12 protein-coding genes are annotated in these 15,262 nt (G+C 60.2%); 9 read left to right on the top strand and 3 right to left on the bottom strand.

What is annotated here, in order from left to right; translation table 11 throughout:
- The first annotated feature begins 437 nt into the window (after positions 1 to 437).
- The 9 genes from ACA062_RS01020 (at position 438) to ACA062_RS00980 (ending at position 9,896) form a co-directional block, all read left to right on the top strand.
- Complete coding sequence (locus tag ACA062_RS01020) at positions 438 to 1,202, top strand: hypothetical protein (RefSeq protein WP_497454848.1); 765 nt, start codon at positions 438 to 440, stop codon at positions 1,200 to 1,202.
- A gap of 354 nt (positions 1,203 to 1,556) precedes the next feature.
- On the top strand, positions 1,557 to 2,798 hold the full coding sequence (locus ACA062_RS01015) for an SfnB family sulfur acquisition oxidoreductase (protein WP_497454847.1): 1,242 nt from the start codon (positions 1,557 to 1,559) through the stop codon (positions 2,796 to 2,798).
- Positions 2,799 to 2,836: 38 nt separating this feature from the next.
- Complete coding sequence (locus ACA062_RS01010; protein ID WP_497454846.1) at positions 2,837 to 4,030, top strand: SfnB family sulfur acquisition oxidoreductase; 1,194 nt, start codon at positions 2,837 to 2,839, stop codon at positions 4,028 to 4,030.
- Positions 4,030 to 5,382, top strand: a complete 1,353-nt coding sequence (locus ACA062_RS01005) for an LLM class flavin-dependent oxidoreductase (RefSeq protein WP_497454845.1) — start codon at positions 4,030 to 4,032, stop codon at positions 5,380 to 5,382. The genes ACA062_RS01010 and ACA062_RS01005 overlap by 1 nt, the downstream gene beginning before the upstream one ends.
- 126 nt (positions 5,383 to 5,508) lie before the next feature.
- Positions 5,509 to 6,318 (top strand): MetQ/NlpA family ABC transporter substrate-binding protein, encoded by an 810-nt coding sequence (locus ACA062_RS01000; protein WP_497454844.1) that lies wholly within the window; start codon positions 5,509 to 5,511, stop codon positions 6,316 to 6,318.
- A gap of 2 nt (positions 6,319 to 6,320) precedes the next feature.
- Positions 6,321 to 7,454 carry a methionine ABC transporter ATP-binding protein gene (locus ACA062_RS00995; protein ID WP_497454843.1) on the top strand — a complete coding sequence of 378 codons (1,134 nt, stop codon included), beginning with the start codon at positions 6,321 to 6,323 and terminating at the stop codon, positions 7,452 to 7,454.
- Positions 7,444 to 8,088 carry a methionine ABC transporter permease gene (locus ACA062_RS00990; protein ID WP_154852881.1) on the top strand — a complete coding sequence of 215 codons (645 nt, stop codon included), beginning with the start codon at positions 7,444 to 7,446 and terminating at the stop codon, positions 8,086 to 8,088. The genes ACA062_RS00995 and ACA062_RS00990 overlap by 11 nt, the downstream gene beginning before the upstream one ends.
- A 539-nt stretch (positions 8,089 to 8,627) precedes the next feature.
- On the top strand, positions 8,628 to 8,990 hold the full coding sequence (locus tag ACA062_RS00985; protein WP_497454842.1) for a DUF6124 family protein: 363 nt from the start codon (positions 8,628 to 8,630) through the stop codon (positions 8,988 to 8,990).
- Positions 8,991 to 9,266: 276 nt separating this feature from the next.
- Complete coding sequence (locus ACA062_RS00980) at positions 9,267 to 9,896, top strand: class I SAM-dependent methyltransferase (protein ID WP_497454841.1); 630 nt, start codon at positions 9,267 to 9,269, stop codon at positions 9,894 to 9,896.
- A 124-nt stretch (positions 9,897 to 10,020) separates the two neighbouring features.
- Here ACA062_RS00980 and ACA062_RS00975 read toward each other — a convergent pair whose 3' ends face one another.
- The 3 genes from ACA062_RS00975 to ACA062_RS00965 are packed head-to-tail and all read right to left on the bottom strand — an operon-like array spanning position 10,021 to position 15,238.
- A complete protein-coding gene (locus ACA062_RS00975; protein WP_497454840.1) occupies positions 10,021 to 13,074 on the bottom strand; it encodes an efflux RND transporter permease subunit in 3,054 nt (1,017 codons plus the stop codon).
- Positions 13,071 to 14,138 carry an efflux RND transporter periplasmic adaptor subunit gene (locus ACA062_RS00970; RefSeq protein ID WP_497454839.1) on the bottom strand — a complete coding sequence of 356 codons (1,068 nt, stop codon included), beginning with the start codon at positions 14,136 to 14,138 and terminating at the stop codon, positions 13,071 to 13,073. Before ACA062_RS00970 ends, ACA062_RS00975 begins: the two co-directional genes overlap by 4 nt.
- Complete coding sequence (locus ACA062_RS00965) at positions 14,135 to 15,238, bottom strand: efflux RND transporter periplasmic adaptor subunit (RefSeq protein ID WP_497454838.1); 1,104 nt, start codon at positions 15,236 to 15,238, stop codon at positions 14,135 to 14,137. Before ACA062_RS00965 ends, ACA062_RS00970 begins: the two co-directional genes overlap by 4 nt.
- Positions 15,239 to 15,262: the final 24 nt, after the last annotated feature.

The following is a 15,262-nucleotide window of genomic DNA, read 5'->3' as shown; positions in this document are numbered from 1 at the left end:
GGAAGTCCCTTTCCCCTTCGATCAACCCCCCCGTACTTAACGTCCGCACGACCTATAGTTTCTTGTCAGCGTGCGCGATACAAATATATGCCCTGTCACAGATTGACCCCCTCTAATACTCTGAAAACCGAATTGGCTGACAGTCGTACAGCCACACCTCACCTCAATAAACCGGGAACCTTGACAGGTATGTTCGACGGATTGACATGGCTTATTAACTTCAATGCGTAGGAACTTTCTGAATTACTCGGGATTTGGTATTTGACTAATCCGCTCTATTGACACGTATTCAAGCGCACTCTTATCTAGTCCCCAACAATTGATTTTCATCACGCCCAATCATTATTTCAATTCAAGTAATGAACAGTTTTGCTGTTCGGAATCAGCATTTTTGATTTTCAGAAATGGACTTCGTTGCAAGACTTCAAGGAGAACCCATGAAAAGCATCTCGAACAAACCCGAACTGGCTGTGCCCTCCCTGGCGCAATCACACAAGAACGGCATCAACATCACCTCGGCGGCTCACCTGCTGGTCGACGTGGCACCCTATCCCGGCATGGATGAAGGTGACCTGATCGAACTGTTCTGGGACAACTGCTACGTGGCCTCCAGGGTGCTGAGTGCCCATGATGTCGGCAACACCGTCAGTCTGCGAGTGCCGGAAAGCTTTATTGCCAACGGTGCTTCACGCATCCACTACCGGATCATGCAAGTCGGGCAGGGGGCAGCCCTGTCACCCGCCGTGCGCGTCCAGATCAAACTCGACTGCCCCGGTGGCCAACCGCCTGCAATGTTCACCGACGAAAACCAGAGCCTGGCGCCAGTGAGCCTCCCCGAGACCATTCGCCGCCAGGGGGTCAATGCGAATCAGATCAAGCGTGGCGTTCCGGTGACCATCGAGCCGTACCTGAATATGGCCGCCGACGACGAAATCACCCTGCGCTGGGGTGATGTACGCATGGACCTGCCAAGGCTCAGGGCGTGCGACGTCGGCCAGCCGATCCAGGTCTGGGTGCCGCCGGCAATCATTCTCGAAGCCGGGGAAGACCTTCGGCTGGAAGTGACTTACTGCATCCTCGATCGAGTCGGTAACAACTCGCGCTGGGCACCGGCTCGCATGCTGAGAATCGGCTGCGCCAATCCCTACCTCAAAGTCCCGCTCAAGGAAGAACTGAAAGCGGCGGAGCCCCGCACGAGATGATGTGGCGAGGGAGCTTGCTCCCGCTCGACTGCGCAGCAGTCGCAAAAATCACCGTTATGCCTTGACCGAAAGCGTGCGACTACAGATTTTGGGGGCGCTTCGCACCCCAGCGGGAGCAAGCTCCCTCGCCACAGGGACCGCGATAGCCCCAGCCTTCTATGTATATTCCTAAAAGTTAGTTTATTTATTATTTATACGCGCTTAGGGTATATGAACCGGACCACCGGACATTCTTGTTTTTACTTCGCCGCAACCATCGCGGCGTTCCATGAGATGTGAGGTAGGTATGATCCGGAACACAATCACCCCAGTGCAGATCGCCAGGGCATTGCGTGCAGCCAAGGAGCGGCACTGATGTCCAATCTGGCAGAAGCAACCCTCCAGAGTGATCTGGATATCGCCCCCCTGTTGTTGCCCGCGCAGGTTTTGCGCAACGATGCACAAGCCATCAAGGCCGCCCATGAACTGGCGCAGGTCGCCCGCCTGCAGGCAGCCAAGCGTGACCAGCTGCGCAAGCTGCCGTGGTCGGAAATCGAACAGTTCACCCGCAGCGGCCTGGGCAGCATTGCCATCCCTCGCGAGTACGGAGGCCCGCAGGTTTCGTTCGTTACTGTCGCCGATGTGTTCGCGATCATTTCCGCGGCGGATCCGGCACTCGGGCAAATCCCGCAGAACCAGTTCGGCATTCTCAATCTGGTGCTCGGCAGCGCCACCGAATCACAGAAAAAGCAGCTGTTCAAAAGCGTGCTCGAAGGCTGGCGGATTGGTAATGCCGGACCGGAACGCGGCACCAAAAACACACTTGAATTGAAAGCGCGGATCACCGCCGATGGCGATGGTTTTGTCATCAACGGCCAGAAGTTCTATTCAACCGGCGCCCTGTTCGCCCATTGGGTCGCGGTCAAGGCGCTGAACGACGATGGCAGGCAAGTGCTGGCCTTCGTCCGTCGCGGCACACCGGGCCTGCGCATCGTGGATGACTGGTCCGGTTTCGGTCAGCGCACCACCGCCAGCGGCACGATTTTGCTCAACAACGTGCGGGTCGACGCCGAGCTGGTGGTGGAGACCTGGAAGATCAACGACAAGCCGAACATCCAGGGCGCAGTCTCGCAGTTGATTCAAGCGGCCATCGATGCCGGTATCGCCCGGGGCGCCATCGACGACGCCATCGAGTTCGTGAAAAACCGAGCCCGGCCATGGATCGATGCCAAGGTCGAAAGGGCCAGCGATGACCTCTACGTGATCGCCGACATCGGCAAACTGAAAATCGAACTGCACGCCGCCGAAGCCTTGTTGCGCAAGGCCGGGCGGGTGCTTGATCAGGTCAACGCCGCGCCGCTCACTGCCGAGTCCGCCGCGCGTGCCTCGATTGCCGTGGCCGAAGCCAAAGTACTGACCACCGAGATCTCGCTGCTGGCCAGCGAAAAACTCTTCGAGCTGGCCGGCAGCCGCGCGACCCTCGCCGAATTCAACCTCGATCGCCACTGGCGCAATGCTCGCGTGCACACGCTGCATGACCCGGTGCGTTGGAAATATCACGCGGTTGGCACCTATCACCTCAACGGCACGTTGCCCGCTCGCCACTCCTGGATTTGACGACCAGAACCCTTTTGACCAGATCTCTGGAGAAACACATGACTCTTTCTCACCACGTCGCGGTCATAACCAGCGATGAGCAAGCCCTTATTGTCGCCAGTGATCTGGCGGAAGATTTCAAACGCGATAGCGCCTTGCGCGACCGTGAACGTCGTCTGCCACACCCGGAACTGGAAGTGTTTTCTCGCTCGGGTCTGTGGGGCATCAGCGTGCCAAAGGAATATGGCGGTGCCGGCGTTTCCAATGTCACGCTGGCCAAGGTGATCGCGCTGATCGCGCAGGCTGACGGCTCTCTTGGACAAATTCCGCAGAACCATTTCTATGCCCTCGAAGTGTTGCGCGTGAATGGCAGCGCCGAGCAGAAAAAACGTCTGTACGCCGAAGTATTGGCAGGCCAACGCTTCGGCAATGCACTTGCCGAACTCGGCACAAAAACCGCCCACGACCGCGTCACCCGTCTCACTCGCGACGGTGAGGGTTACCGCATCAACGGCCGCAAGTTCTACGCCACCGGCGCCATCTACGCCCAGCGCATCCCGACCTCGGTGGTGGATGAACACGGCGTGCAGCAACTGGCTTTCGTACCCCGCAACAGCAAAGGCCTGACGGTCATCGACGACTGGAGCGGTTTCGGCCAACGCACCACCGGCAGCGGTTCGGTGGTATTCGAAGACGTCTTCGTCGCCGCCGAAGACGTGATCCCGTTTCAGAGCGCTTTCGAGCGTCCGACTACCGTCGGCCCGCTGGCGCAGATTCTTCACGCCGCTATCGACACCGGCATCGCCCGCGCCGCCTATGAAGATGCGCTGAATTTCGTACGCACCAAGACCCGGCCATGGATCGATTCCGGCAACGACAAAGCCACCGAAGACCCCCTGACCCTCAAGAGCTTCGGCCACTTGAGCATCCGTCTGCACGCCGCCGAAGCCTTGCTGGAGCGCGCCGGCGAATTCCTCGACAAGGCTCAGGTCGAGACCAGTGCCGAAACCGTCGCCGCCGCATCGATTGCCGTCGCCGAAGCCCGGGCCATCAGCACCGAAATCTCTCTCGCCGCAGGCAGCACGCTGTTCGAACTCGCCGGCAGTCAGTCAACGTTGATCGAGCATGGTCTGGATCGGCACTGGCGCAACGCGCGGGTGCACACGCTGCACGACCCGGTGCGCTGGAAGTATCACGCGGTCGGCAATTACTACCTCAACGATGAAAACCCGCCGCTGCGGGGGACCATCTGATGGCGAAGAAAAAGATCCTGCTCAATGCCTTCAACATGAATTGCATCGGGCACATCAACCACGGCCTGTGGACGCATCCACGGGACAACTCCACCCAGTACAAAACCATCGAATACTGGACCGAACTGGCACAACTGTTGGAGCGTGGGCTGTTCGACGGACTGTTCATCGCCGACATCGTCGGGGTGTACGACGTCTACCAGCACTCAGTGGACGTGACGCTGAAAGAGTCGATTCAGTTGCCGGTCAACGATCCACTGCTCCTGGTCTCGGCCATGGCCGCCGTCACCAGAAACCTCGGCTTCGGCCTGACCGCCAACCTGACCTACGAAGCGCCGTACCTGTTCGCCCGGCGTATGTCGACCCTCGATCACCTGAGCCGTGGCCGGGTCGGCTGGAACATCGTCACCGGCTACCTCGACAGCGCCGCCAAGGCCATGGGCCTGAGCGAACAGGTCGAGCACGACCGCCGCTACGACCAGGCTGACGAATACCTGCAAGTGCTCTACAAACTCTGGGAAGGCAGCTGGGAAGACGGCGCGGTGCTCAACGACCCAAAGCAACGGATCTATGCCCAACCGGAGAAAGTGCACAAGGTCGAGCACAAGGGCGAGTTCTATCAGGTCGAGGGCTATCACCTCTGCGAGCCGTCGCCGCAACGCACGCCGGTGCTGTTCCAGGCGGGGAGTTCCGATCGCGGTTTGCAGTTCGCCGGGCGCCATGCCGAGTGCGTGTTCATCAGCGGCCAGAACAAACCGTCGACCAAGACTCAAGTGGACAAGGTTCGCGCCAGCGCGGTCGAGGCCGGACGCAACCCCGAGGACATCAAGGTGTTCATGGGACTGAATGTGATTGTCGGCGCCACTGAAGAACAAGCCTGGGCCAAGCATGCCGAGTACCTGAGCTATGCCAGCGCCGAAGCCGGGGTGGCGCATTTCTCGGCGTCCACCGGGATTGATTTTTCCGAATACGAGATCGATGAGCCGATCCAGTACGTGAAGAGCAACGCCATCCAGTCCGCCACCAAAAACCTGCAAAACAACGACTGGACCCGGCGCAAATTGCTCGAACAACACGCCCTCGGCGGGCGCTACATCACCGTAGTTGGCTCGCCTGAGCAAGTGGCCGATGAGCTGGAATCGTGGATCGCCGAAACCGGGCTCGATGGCTTCAACCTGACGCGGATCGTCACACCGGAAAGCTATGTCGATTTCATTGAGCTGGTGGTTCCGGAGTTGCAGCGTCGAGGGTCGTACAAGACGGCTTACGACAACGGCTCTTTGCGCGAAAAGTTGTTTCACGAAGGGGCGCATCTGCCTGAGCAACACACAGGCTCGACGTACCGCCGCTAAAAGCATCGCGGGCAAGCCCGCTCCCACAGTGTTCTCGGGTTCACACAATCCCTGTGGGAGCGGGCTTGCCCGCGATGAGGCCCGAACAGACACCAAAAATTTAATGCACTGACTGGAAACCCCACCATGACCAAGAACTACCTCTCTCACCCAGTCAAAGCACTGGCCCTGGCCCTAGGCCTCTTCAGCTCCACCCTCTTCGCCGCCGACGCGCCGCTGAAAGTCGGCACCACCGCCGCCTTCGCCATCCCCCTGGAGGCCGCCGTCGAAGAAGCCAAAAAACAAGGCCTGCAAGTCGACCTGGTGGAATTCAGCGATTGGATCGCCCCCAACGTCAGCCTCGCCGCCGGCGACATCGACGTGAACTACTTCCAGCACATCCCATTCCTGGAAAACGCCAAGGCCGCCGCCGGTTTTGACCTGGTGCCATTCGCCCCGGGGATCATCAACAACGTTGGCCTCTACTCGAAGAAATACAAAAGCTTCGACGAGCTGCCCGAAGGCGCCAGCGTGGCCATCGCCAACGATCCGATCAACAGCGGGCGCGGCTTGCAGCTGCTGGCCAAGGCCGGGCTGATCACGCTCAAACCAGGGGTCGGCTACAAGGCCACCGAAGAAGACATCGTCGCCAATCCGAAGAAAATCAAAATCCTTCAGGTCGAAGCCGTGCAACTGGTGCGCGCCTACGATGACGCCGACCTGGTCCAGGGCTACCCGGCCTACATCCGCCTGTCGAAGACCTTCGATGCCGGCTCTGCCCTGCTGTTCGACGGCCTCGATCACAAGGAATACGTGATTCAGTTCGTGATCCAGCCGACAAGCAAAACCGACCCGCGCCTGATCAAGTTCGTCGACATCTACCAGCACTCACCCGCCGTTCGCGCAGCCCTGGATAAAGCCCATGGCAAGCTCTACCAAGCCGGCTGGGAAAGCTGAGCATGACGGCCGCGATCCAACGGCGACTGGAAATTCCAGAGCCCCGCCCTGTCCCGGAGCATGTCGAACAGACCGAACTGCACCCGGACCTCAATTGCGCCCACGTGCGCTTTATCGGCCTGGGCAAAACCTACAAGGGTCAACAAGGTCCCGTGGCGGCATTGCACGGCATCGACCTGGCGATCCAGCGCGGTGAAGTGTTCGGCATCATCGGCCGTAGCGGTGCCGGCAAGTCGTCGCTGATCCGTACTATCAATCGTCTCGAACAACCGAGCACCGGGCGCGTGCTGATCGACCAAGTCGATATTGGCGAGTTCGATGAAGACCGTCTGGTAGCGTTGCGTCGACGCATCGGCATGATCTTCCAGCACTTCAACCTGATGTCGGCCAAGACCGTCTGGCAGAACGTCGAGCTGCCGCTGAAAGTGGCCGGGGTGCCGAAGGAAAAACGCGAACGGAAAGTCCGCGAGCTGCTGGAATTGGTGGGCTTGCAAGAGAAGCACAAGGCCTATCCGGCGCAGCTGTCCGGCGGGCAGAAACAGCGCGTCGGCATCGCCCGGGCGCTGGTGCATGACCCGGCGATCTTGCTGTGCGACGAAGCGACTTCGGCGCTGGATCCGGAGACCACGCAATCGATCCTCGGCCTGCTGCGCGAGATCAATCAGCGCCTGGGTTTGACCATTGTGCTGATCACGCATGAGATGGCGGTGATTCGCGATATCTGCGACCGGGTCGTGGTGCTGGAGCACGGACGAATCGTCGAGCAAGGGCCGGTGTGGGAAGTGTTCGGCAACCCGCAGCATGAGGTCAGCAAGACCTTGCTCGCACCGTTGCGATACGCGCTGCCGGAAGAATTGCAAACCCGGTTGCGCTCGCAGCCGCAATCTTCAGATGCCGCTGTTGTACTGCGCTTGCAATTCACCGGCAGCGCCACGGATGAACCAGATCTGGCGGCGCTGTTCGCCGCCCTCGGTGGCCGCGTGCGCTTGCTGCAAGGTGGCGTCGAACGGATTCAGGGCCATGCCCTCGGGCAACTGCTGCTGGCGGTAACCGGTTCGTCCCTCGGCGCCGAAGAATTACGTCAGCGCGCCGGCCATTGGGCGCAACAGGTGGAGGTGTTGGGTTATGTGGTTTGATCGCTTGCTGCAAGGTTTCATCGATACCTTCCTGATGGTCGGCGTGTCGTCGCTGATCGCACTGCTGGCGGGTATACCGCTGGCGGTGATTCTGGTCACCAGTTCCAAGGGTGGCATCTACGAAGCGCCGGCACTGAACCGCGCGCTGGGCGCATTCGTGAACCTGTTTCGCTCGATTCCGTTTTTGATTTTGATGGTGGCGCTGATTCCGTTTACCCGGCTGATTGTCGGCACCACTTACGGTGTCTGGGCCGCTGTCGTGCCACTGACCATTGCCGCCACACCGTTCTTTGCGCGCATCGCGGAAGTCAGCCTGCGCGAGGTCGACCATGGGCTGATCGAAGCGGCACAGGCGATGGGGTGCCGGCGTTGGCACATCGTCTGGCATGTGCTGTTGCCTGAGGCATTGCCGGGGATTGTCGGGGGGTTCACGATTACCTTGGTGACCATGATCAACTCCTCGGCCATGGCCGGGGCGATTGGGGCCGGTGGGTTGGGGGATATTGCTTATCGGTATGGCTATCAGCGGTTCGACAGCCAGATCATGTTGACGGTGATTGTGTTGCTGGTGGTGTTGGTGGCGATCATTCAACTGGGTGGCGATAGATTGGCGCGAGGCCTCAACAAACGCTGAGGTTGATGGCGTTGCGGGACTTTTGTGGCGAGGGAGCTTCTCGGAACGCCGCACCGTCCCGCTCGATTGCGCAGCAATCGCAAACCCTGACGACCGGTTTTGCCTGACGCACCTGATTGAATGGTTTGGGGGCTGCTTCGCAACCCAGCGGGAGCAAGCTCCCTCGCCACAAGTCATTTACCCGTTGAAAGGTAAATTTTCCTACAGGAAAAGCGGCTCTCCTACAGGGCTAATCCCTTTCTTTTGCAGGACATTTCCTAGATCATTCCGCACGCTTGCGCCGACAGATTTCCGTGCCTAGTCTTCGTCCGTCACTGCTCATCAGTGATCGGGTTTAGTAGCCCGAATCAATAGGTGCATAGCGTTTTCATGCTCATGCCCGGCAACTCTGCCGGGTATTGAATATGGTGGCTGTGCGTGGGGCATCTTCGGATGCACCGGGTTTCCTATTGACCGGCCTACTAACCTGCGCACAGCTGCCACCCCTCGTTTAGTAGGCGAGAAGTGTCGGCTCCCATGTAGCAATAGGAGCAACACAGATGAAAAAACCAGTCCCCGATCCACCCTCCAATTCAACCAGAAACGACGATCTACTCAGAGACCGCTCCGCACTCTACCGAGCCATCGATTTCTACCTGACCGGCGAACAACCGTCGGCACCGGATGAGCTACGGTTCTACAACGTCAGCGACGACATAAGCTTCGAAGACACCCAACTCTACATCGCCGATTTGCTGCGCTGTGCGTCGGTCACCGCCTATCAATGTGGCGACCACCTCAAGGGCGCCGACAGGGCCATGGTGTTTTCCATCTGGCATCTGCTGGAGATCGCCAAGGCCATGGTTGATCGGTCGATTGATTGTCTGGGGATGAAGAAAGCCGAGTCTGATCCAAGTCATTAGGCGCCAGTGAAATCGCCTTCGCCGGCAAGCCGGTCTCGCTCCCACACTTGATCTTCAGAGAACACATCATTTGTGTACGATGCGATCCCTTGTGGGAGCGAGCTTGCTCGCGATGGTCGTCAACGATAACGCTGTTAACCTGACACCCCGCGGCGCTTTCAGGTTTTTCGCGAGCAATCGAGCGTCGACCGGCTGCTCCTACAGGGAATGGCTGCGCAGCAGCCCCAGGCCTGATGGCGTATATTCGGCGTATCCACATTGCCTGCGCAGCCGACCATGAAACAGACTCCCGCCGACCTCGAGCAGATTACCGCCACCACCCTGGGCCATTACAACTCGGTGGCCGAAGGGTTTCGCGAGGGTACCCGCGATCACGATGTCAGCCAGAACATCGATGCCCTGTTGCGGCATATCCAGGGTGAGGCACCGTTCGACATTCTTGACTTTGGCTGTGGGCCGGGGCGTGATTTGCAGACCTTCACGCGCATGGGCCATACCGCGGTCGGGCTTGATGGGTCGCAGAAGTTCGCGCAGATGGCGCGTGAGGACAGCGGGTGCGAGGTCTGGCAGCAGGACTTTCTGAAACTCGATCTGCCCGCCGAGCGATTCGACGGGATTTTTGCCAATGCTGTGCTGTTCCACATCCCGCGTCAGGAGTTGCCTCGGGTGTTGAAAGAACTGCGTGGGGCGTTGAAACCAGGTGGCGTGTTGTTCAGTTCCAATCCGCGTGGGGAGAATCAGGAGGGGTGGAACGGGCCGCGTTATGGGGCGTATCACGATCTTCAGGCGTGGCAAAAGTTGTTGACTGAAGCGGGGTTTGTCGAGCTGGAGCATTACTATCGGCCGGCGGGGCTGCCGCGGGAGCAGCAGCCTTGGTTGGCCAGTGTTTGGCGTAAGACGGCGTAGTCAGTCAGGCCCTCTTCGCGAGCAAGCTCGCTCCCACATTTGATCTTCAGTGGACACAAAACTTGTGTACGACTCGGTCAACTGTGGGAGCGGGCTTGCCCGCGATGAGCGCGTAGCGCTCGCCTTACTGCACCTCTTTCTTCGGCTCGCGAATCTTGTACCAGGCCACATACAGCGCCGGCAAAAACAGCAGCGTCAGCAAGGTGGCGATGATGATCCCGCCAATCATCGCGTACGCCATCGGCCCCCAGAACACTTCCCGGGCGATCGGGATCATCCCCAGGCTCGCCGCTGCCGCGGTCAGCAGAATCGGTCGGCGCCGATGCTCGGTCGCCTGCAGCACCGCGTCCCACGGTGCGTAGCCGTCCTTCTCGAACGCCTCGATCTGGGTCACCAGGATCACCGAGTTGCGGATGATGATGCCGATCAGTGCCAGGATGCCGAGGATCGCCACGAAGCCCATGGGCGTGCCGGTCGGGATCAGCGCCAGCACCACGCCGATCAAGCCCAGCGGTGCGACGCTGGCCACCAGGAACAGCTTCTGCACGCTGTGCAACTGGATCATCAGGAAGGTCGCCATCAAGAACAGCATCAACGGCACCACCTTGGCGATCGGCCCCTGCGCCTTGCCGCTTTCCTCGACCGTACCACCGGTGGCGACCTTGTAGCCCACCGGCAAACTGGCGGCGAATTTTTCGATGTCCGGTTTCAGCTGTTTCACCAGATCGGTCGGCTGGATCTCGTCATGCACCGCGGCCTTGATGGTGATGGTCGGCTTGCGGTCACGGCGCCACACCAGCGGTTGCTCAAGTTCATAGCGCACGGTGGCGAACGCCAGCAGCGGAATCGAGGTGCCGCCCGGCGTGACGATCTGCAGATTCTGCAGGGTTTCCGGCGTACCGCGTTCCGCGTCGATCGCGCGCCCCACGACATTGATCAGATAGATATCGTCATCGACCTGGGTCACGGGCGCGCCGACCACGATGCTGTTCATCAGGTTGGCCACGTCTTCCGACGACAGACCCAGTTGCCGCGCCTTGTCCTGGGCGATGTCGATGCGCAGGACTTTGCCCGGCTCGTTCCAGTCGAAAATGATCTCGCCGATGTGCGAGTTTTTATCCAGCTCGGTGGCCAGGGCGATCGCGTGCTTGCGCACCTGATCGATGTCCTTGCCGCTGACCCGGTACTGAATCGGCCGCCCCACCGGCGGGCCCATTTCCAGGGCCTGGACGTAGCTGCCGATGCCGACGAAGTCTTTGCGCAGCCGTTCACGCAAGCGCTGGCTCAAGGCCTCGCGCGACTCCAGGCCTTTGCTGACAATGATCAATTGCGCGTAGTACGGGTTCTGCAATTGCTGATCCAGCGGCAGGTAGAAACGGATCGCACCTTCGCCGATGTAGGTGCTCCAGCGCACAATGTCCGGATCGTCCTTGAGGGTCGCTTCGAGCTTGTCCACCGCCTTGCGGGTTTCGGCGATCGAGGCGTTTTGCGGCAGGTTCAGGTCGACGAGGATTTCCGGCCTGTCGGAGGACGGGAAGAACTGGTTCTGCACAAACTGCATGGAGAACACCGACGCCGCGAACAGCGCAATGGTGATGCCGATGGCCCACCAGCGGTTGCGCATGGCCCAGAGCATGCCGTAATTGAACGCGCGGCCGATGCGACCGGGCTCCGCGTCATGGGGTTTCACGTTGGCACTGAGGATGTGCACGCCGATCACCGGCGCAAACAACACCGCGACCACCCATGACACCAGCATCGCTACGGCGATCACCGCAAACAGGGTGAAGGTGTACTCACCCGCCGAGCTGGCGTTCAGGCCAATAGGCACAAAACCGGCCACTGTCACCAAGGTACCAGTGAGCATCGGGAACGCGGTCGAGGTATAGGCGAACGTGGCCGCCTGCTCCTTGGTTTCCCCCATCTCCAGCCGGGTGACCATCATCTCCACCGTGATCATGGCGTCGTCCACCAGCAGGCCGAGGGCGATGATCAGCGCGCCAAGGGAAATCCGCTGCATGGTGATGCCGCTGTATTCCATGAAGATGAAGACCATCGCCAACACCAGCGGAATCGAGCACGCCACCACCAGCCCGGCACGTACGCCAAGGCTGATGAAGCTGACGACCAGCACGATGACCACCGCCTCGAACAAGGCGCTGGTGAAGCCGCCGACCGCTTTTTCCACCACCTCCGCCTGGTCGGAAACGGTGTGCACGCCGACGCCCACCGGCAGGTCGGCGGTCAGGTCATTCATGCGCTGGTGCAGGGCCTTGCCGAATTCCTGAATGTTGCCGCCTTTTTTCATGGCGATGGCCAGGCCGATGGCGGGTTGACCATTGAAGCGAAATTGCGGCGTTGCCGGGTCGACATAGCCACGACAGATGTCAGCGATGTCGGCCAGACGATAGAAACGATCGTTGAGCCTTAAATTGACGTTGGCCAGGTCTTTCTCGGACTCGAACTGACCGGATGTGCGCACGGAGATCCGCTCCGGCCCGGCCTCGATCACCCCGGCCGGGGTCACCGCGTTTTGCGATTGCAGGCTTTGCACCACCTGGCGCTGATCAATGCCTAGCGCCGCCAGTTTGCGGGTGGAGAAATTCAGATAGAGTACTTCATCCTGCTCACCGACCATCTCGACCTTGCCCAGCCCCGGCACTTCGCGGATCTCGGCACGGACCTGTTCGACGTAATCGCGCAACTGGCGCATCGACAACCCGTCGGCAGTAAAGGCGTAGACCGAGCCGAACACATCACCGAATTCGTCGTTGAACCCCGGCCCTTGCAAGCCCTTGGGGAACTCGCCGCGAATGTCGTCGATCTTCTTGCGCACCTGGTACCAGATTTGCGGAATATCCTTGGCACTGGTGGTGTCGCGCAGGTACACGAAGACTGTCGATTCGCCAGGCCGGGTGTAGCTTTTCACGTAGTCGAGAGAGTCGAGTTCTTCGAGTTTTTTCTCGATGCGGTCCGTGACCTGCTTGAGGGTTTCTTCCTGGGTCGCACCCGGCCAGCGCGTCTGGATCACCATGGTCTTGATGGTGAACGACGGGTCTTCTTCGCGACCGAGGTTCATGTACGAGAACACGCCCATCAGCAGCGCGACGAACATCAAATACCAGACAAACGACTGATGTTTGAGGGCCCATTCGGATAAGTTGAAACTCCCTTTCATTGCGGGCTGTCCTCGTCGATTTTCACTTTCTGCCCCGGTTTGAGGCTGTTCACTCCCGCACTGACGACCCGCTCGCCGGACTTCACGCTGTTGGTCAGGACCACGGTGCTGTCAGTCCGGCTGACGAGGCTGACGTCCCGCGGGGAAACGGTGTGCGTCTGTGGATCGACGACCCAGATCCGCAATTTGCCATCCACCTCTTGCAGCACGCTCAGCGGCAGTTCGATGCGCGGTTTGATCGCGGAGCTGATGGTCACGCTGATGGCCGTACCGAGGCGCAAACCCGGTGGCGTGTCGGTCAGGCTCAGGCGGGCGCGACGGGTACGGGTCGCACTTTGCGCCTGGGGTTCGATTTCGCGAACGATGGCGGTGGTGGTGATGTTCGGGTCCAATTGCGCGGCAACCTGAAATACCACGTCCGTCGGCAATTGATCGACCAGGGTGTCGGGCAGGTCGATCACGGCTTCCTTGATATCTGGCTGCGCCAGGGTCACCACTTGCTGGCCGGCGGTCACCACTTGCCCGGCTTCGGCGCTCCATGCCGTGACGATGGCTTTGTGGTCGGTGCGCAGTTGGACGTAATCGAGCTGATCCTTGGCCTGATCGACGGCCGCCCTGGCCTGGTCGAGGGAAGCCTGGGTGGTTTTGAGGTCGGTCTGCGCGATGTCCAGTTGGGCCTGCGCACCGACCCCGCGATCGAACAGTTCCTGCTGGCGGCGGGCGTTGGCCTGGGCGTTGATCAACTGCGCCTGGATGCGAGCCAGATCGCCCTGGGCCGAGCGCAACTGGTTTTGCTGGTCAGTGGGGTCAAGCGTGGCGAGCAAGGCGCCCTTCTCGACTTCGGCGCCGACATCGACATTGCGGCTGGCGATGCGTCCCGGCACGCGGAAACCGATATTACTTTCATAACGGGCCTGGATGCTGCCGGCGAAGCGGCCGAGATTTTCCTCATCCAGCGCCTGGACCTTGATCGACAGCACTGGGCGTACCGGCTCCGGCGGTGGCTCTTTTTTCGAGCAGGCCACCAGCAGCACTCCACCGAGAACCAGTAACAGACGCTTCATGGCTGGGCTCCCGCCGCTAAATCCTTATAGGTGTTTTCGGCGATCTCCACCTTCACGCCGGGGTGCAGCAATTGACCACCGGCGATGACCACTTTTTCGCCACCTTTAAGGCCGGCGCTGATAATGACTTTGCCCGTAAGGTACCGGCCGACGGTGACCGTGTGCAGCTGCGCTACGCCTTCGTCGTCCACCAACCACACGGCCGGGTCGCTGAGGTTTTTGGTCAACGCCGACCAGGGCAATTCCACGGCGGATTTGCCCGGCGTCCTGGCCGTGACGCTCACTACGGAGCCGAGCTGCATGCCTTGCGGCAGGCCGTTGAGGCTGACTTTGACCTGCACCGTACCGGTTTGCGCGGACACCGCCGGAGTGATTTCACGCACGGTGCCAGTAGTTTTGATCGCCGGGTTTTCGAGCAAGCTGACCACCACCGATTTATCCGACGGCGGTTCGGCCAACAGCGACTCATAGACGTTGAACACCGCGTCGCGCTCACCGTCCCGGGCCAGGCTGAAAATCGGCACCGTGGCCTGCACCACTTGGCCGACTTCGGCCTGGCGAGCGGTAATCACCCCCGGCGCGTCGGCAATCAACGCGGTGTAGCTCAGTTGTTCGCGGGCATTGGCCAATTGTGCCTGGGCGGCCGCCAGGGCGCTTTGACTGCTGCGCAAGGCGGCCTGGGCGGAATCGTATTCGCTTTGGCTGGTGTAGCCCTTGGGCAGGAGTTTTTGCTGGCGCACGAACGCGGCGGCGGTCTGTTTGACCCGCGCCTGCTCGGCAACCACCTGCGCCTGGGCCGAATCGACGCTGGTTTGCAGGTCCTTGGGATCGAGCCTGGCGAGCACTTGCCTGGCCGACACCCGGTCACCAACATCGACGGTGCGCTGGATGATCTTGCCGCCGACGCGAAACGACAGTTCCGTCTGCACCCGCGCCTGGACATCACCCGTGAGGGTCACCGAAGCCGCGTAGTCAGCCGACTTGACCTCCTGCACGAAAACCCGCGGACGCTCCTTTTCGACCTGGGGCTTCTCGCCGCAGGCGGTCAGCAACGCCAGGAAACTCAGGCCAACCACTGTTTTCAATCCGGGACCAGCCATGCAGACTCCTTTGCGTTGTACGGG

Source organism: Pseudomonas sp. LBUM1679, from assembly GCF_059695565.1.
Note: the sequence above shows the minus strand (reverse complement) of the source record. Positions and strands in the feature narration are given on the sequence as shown.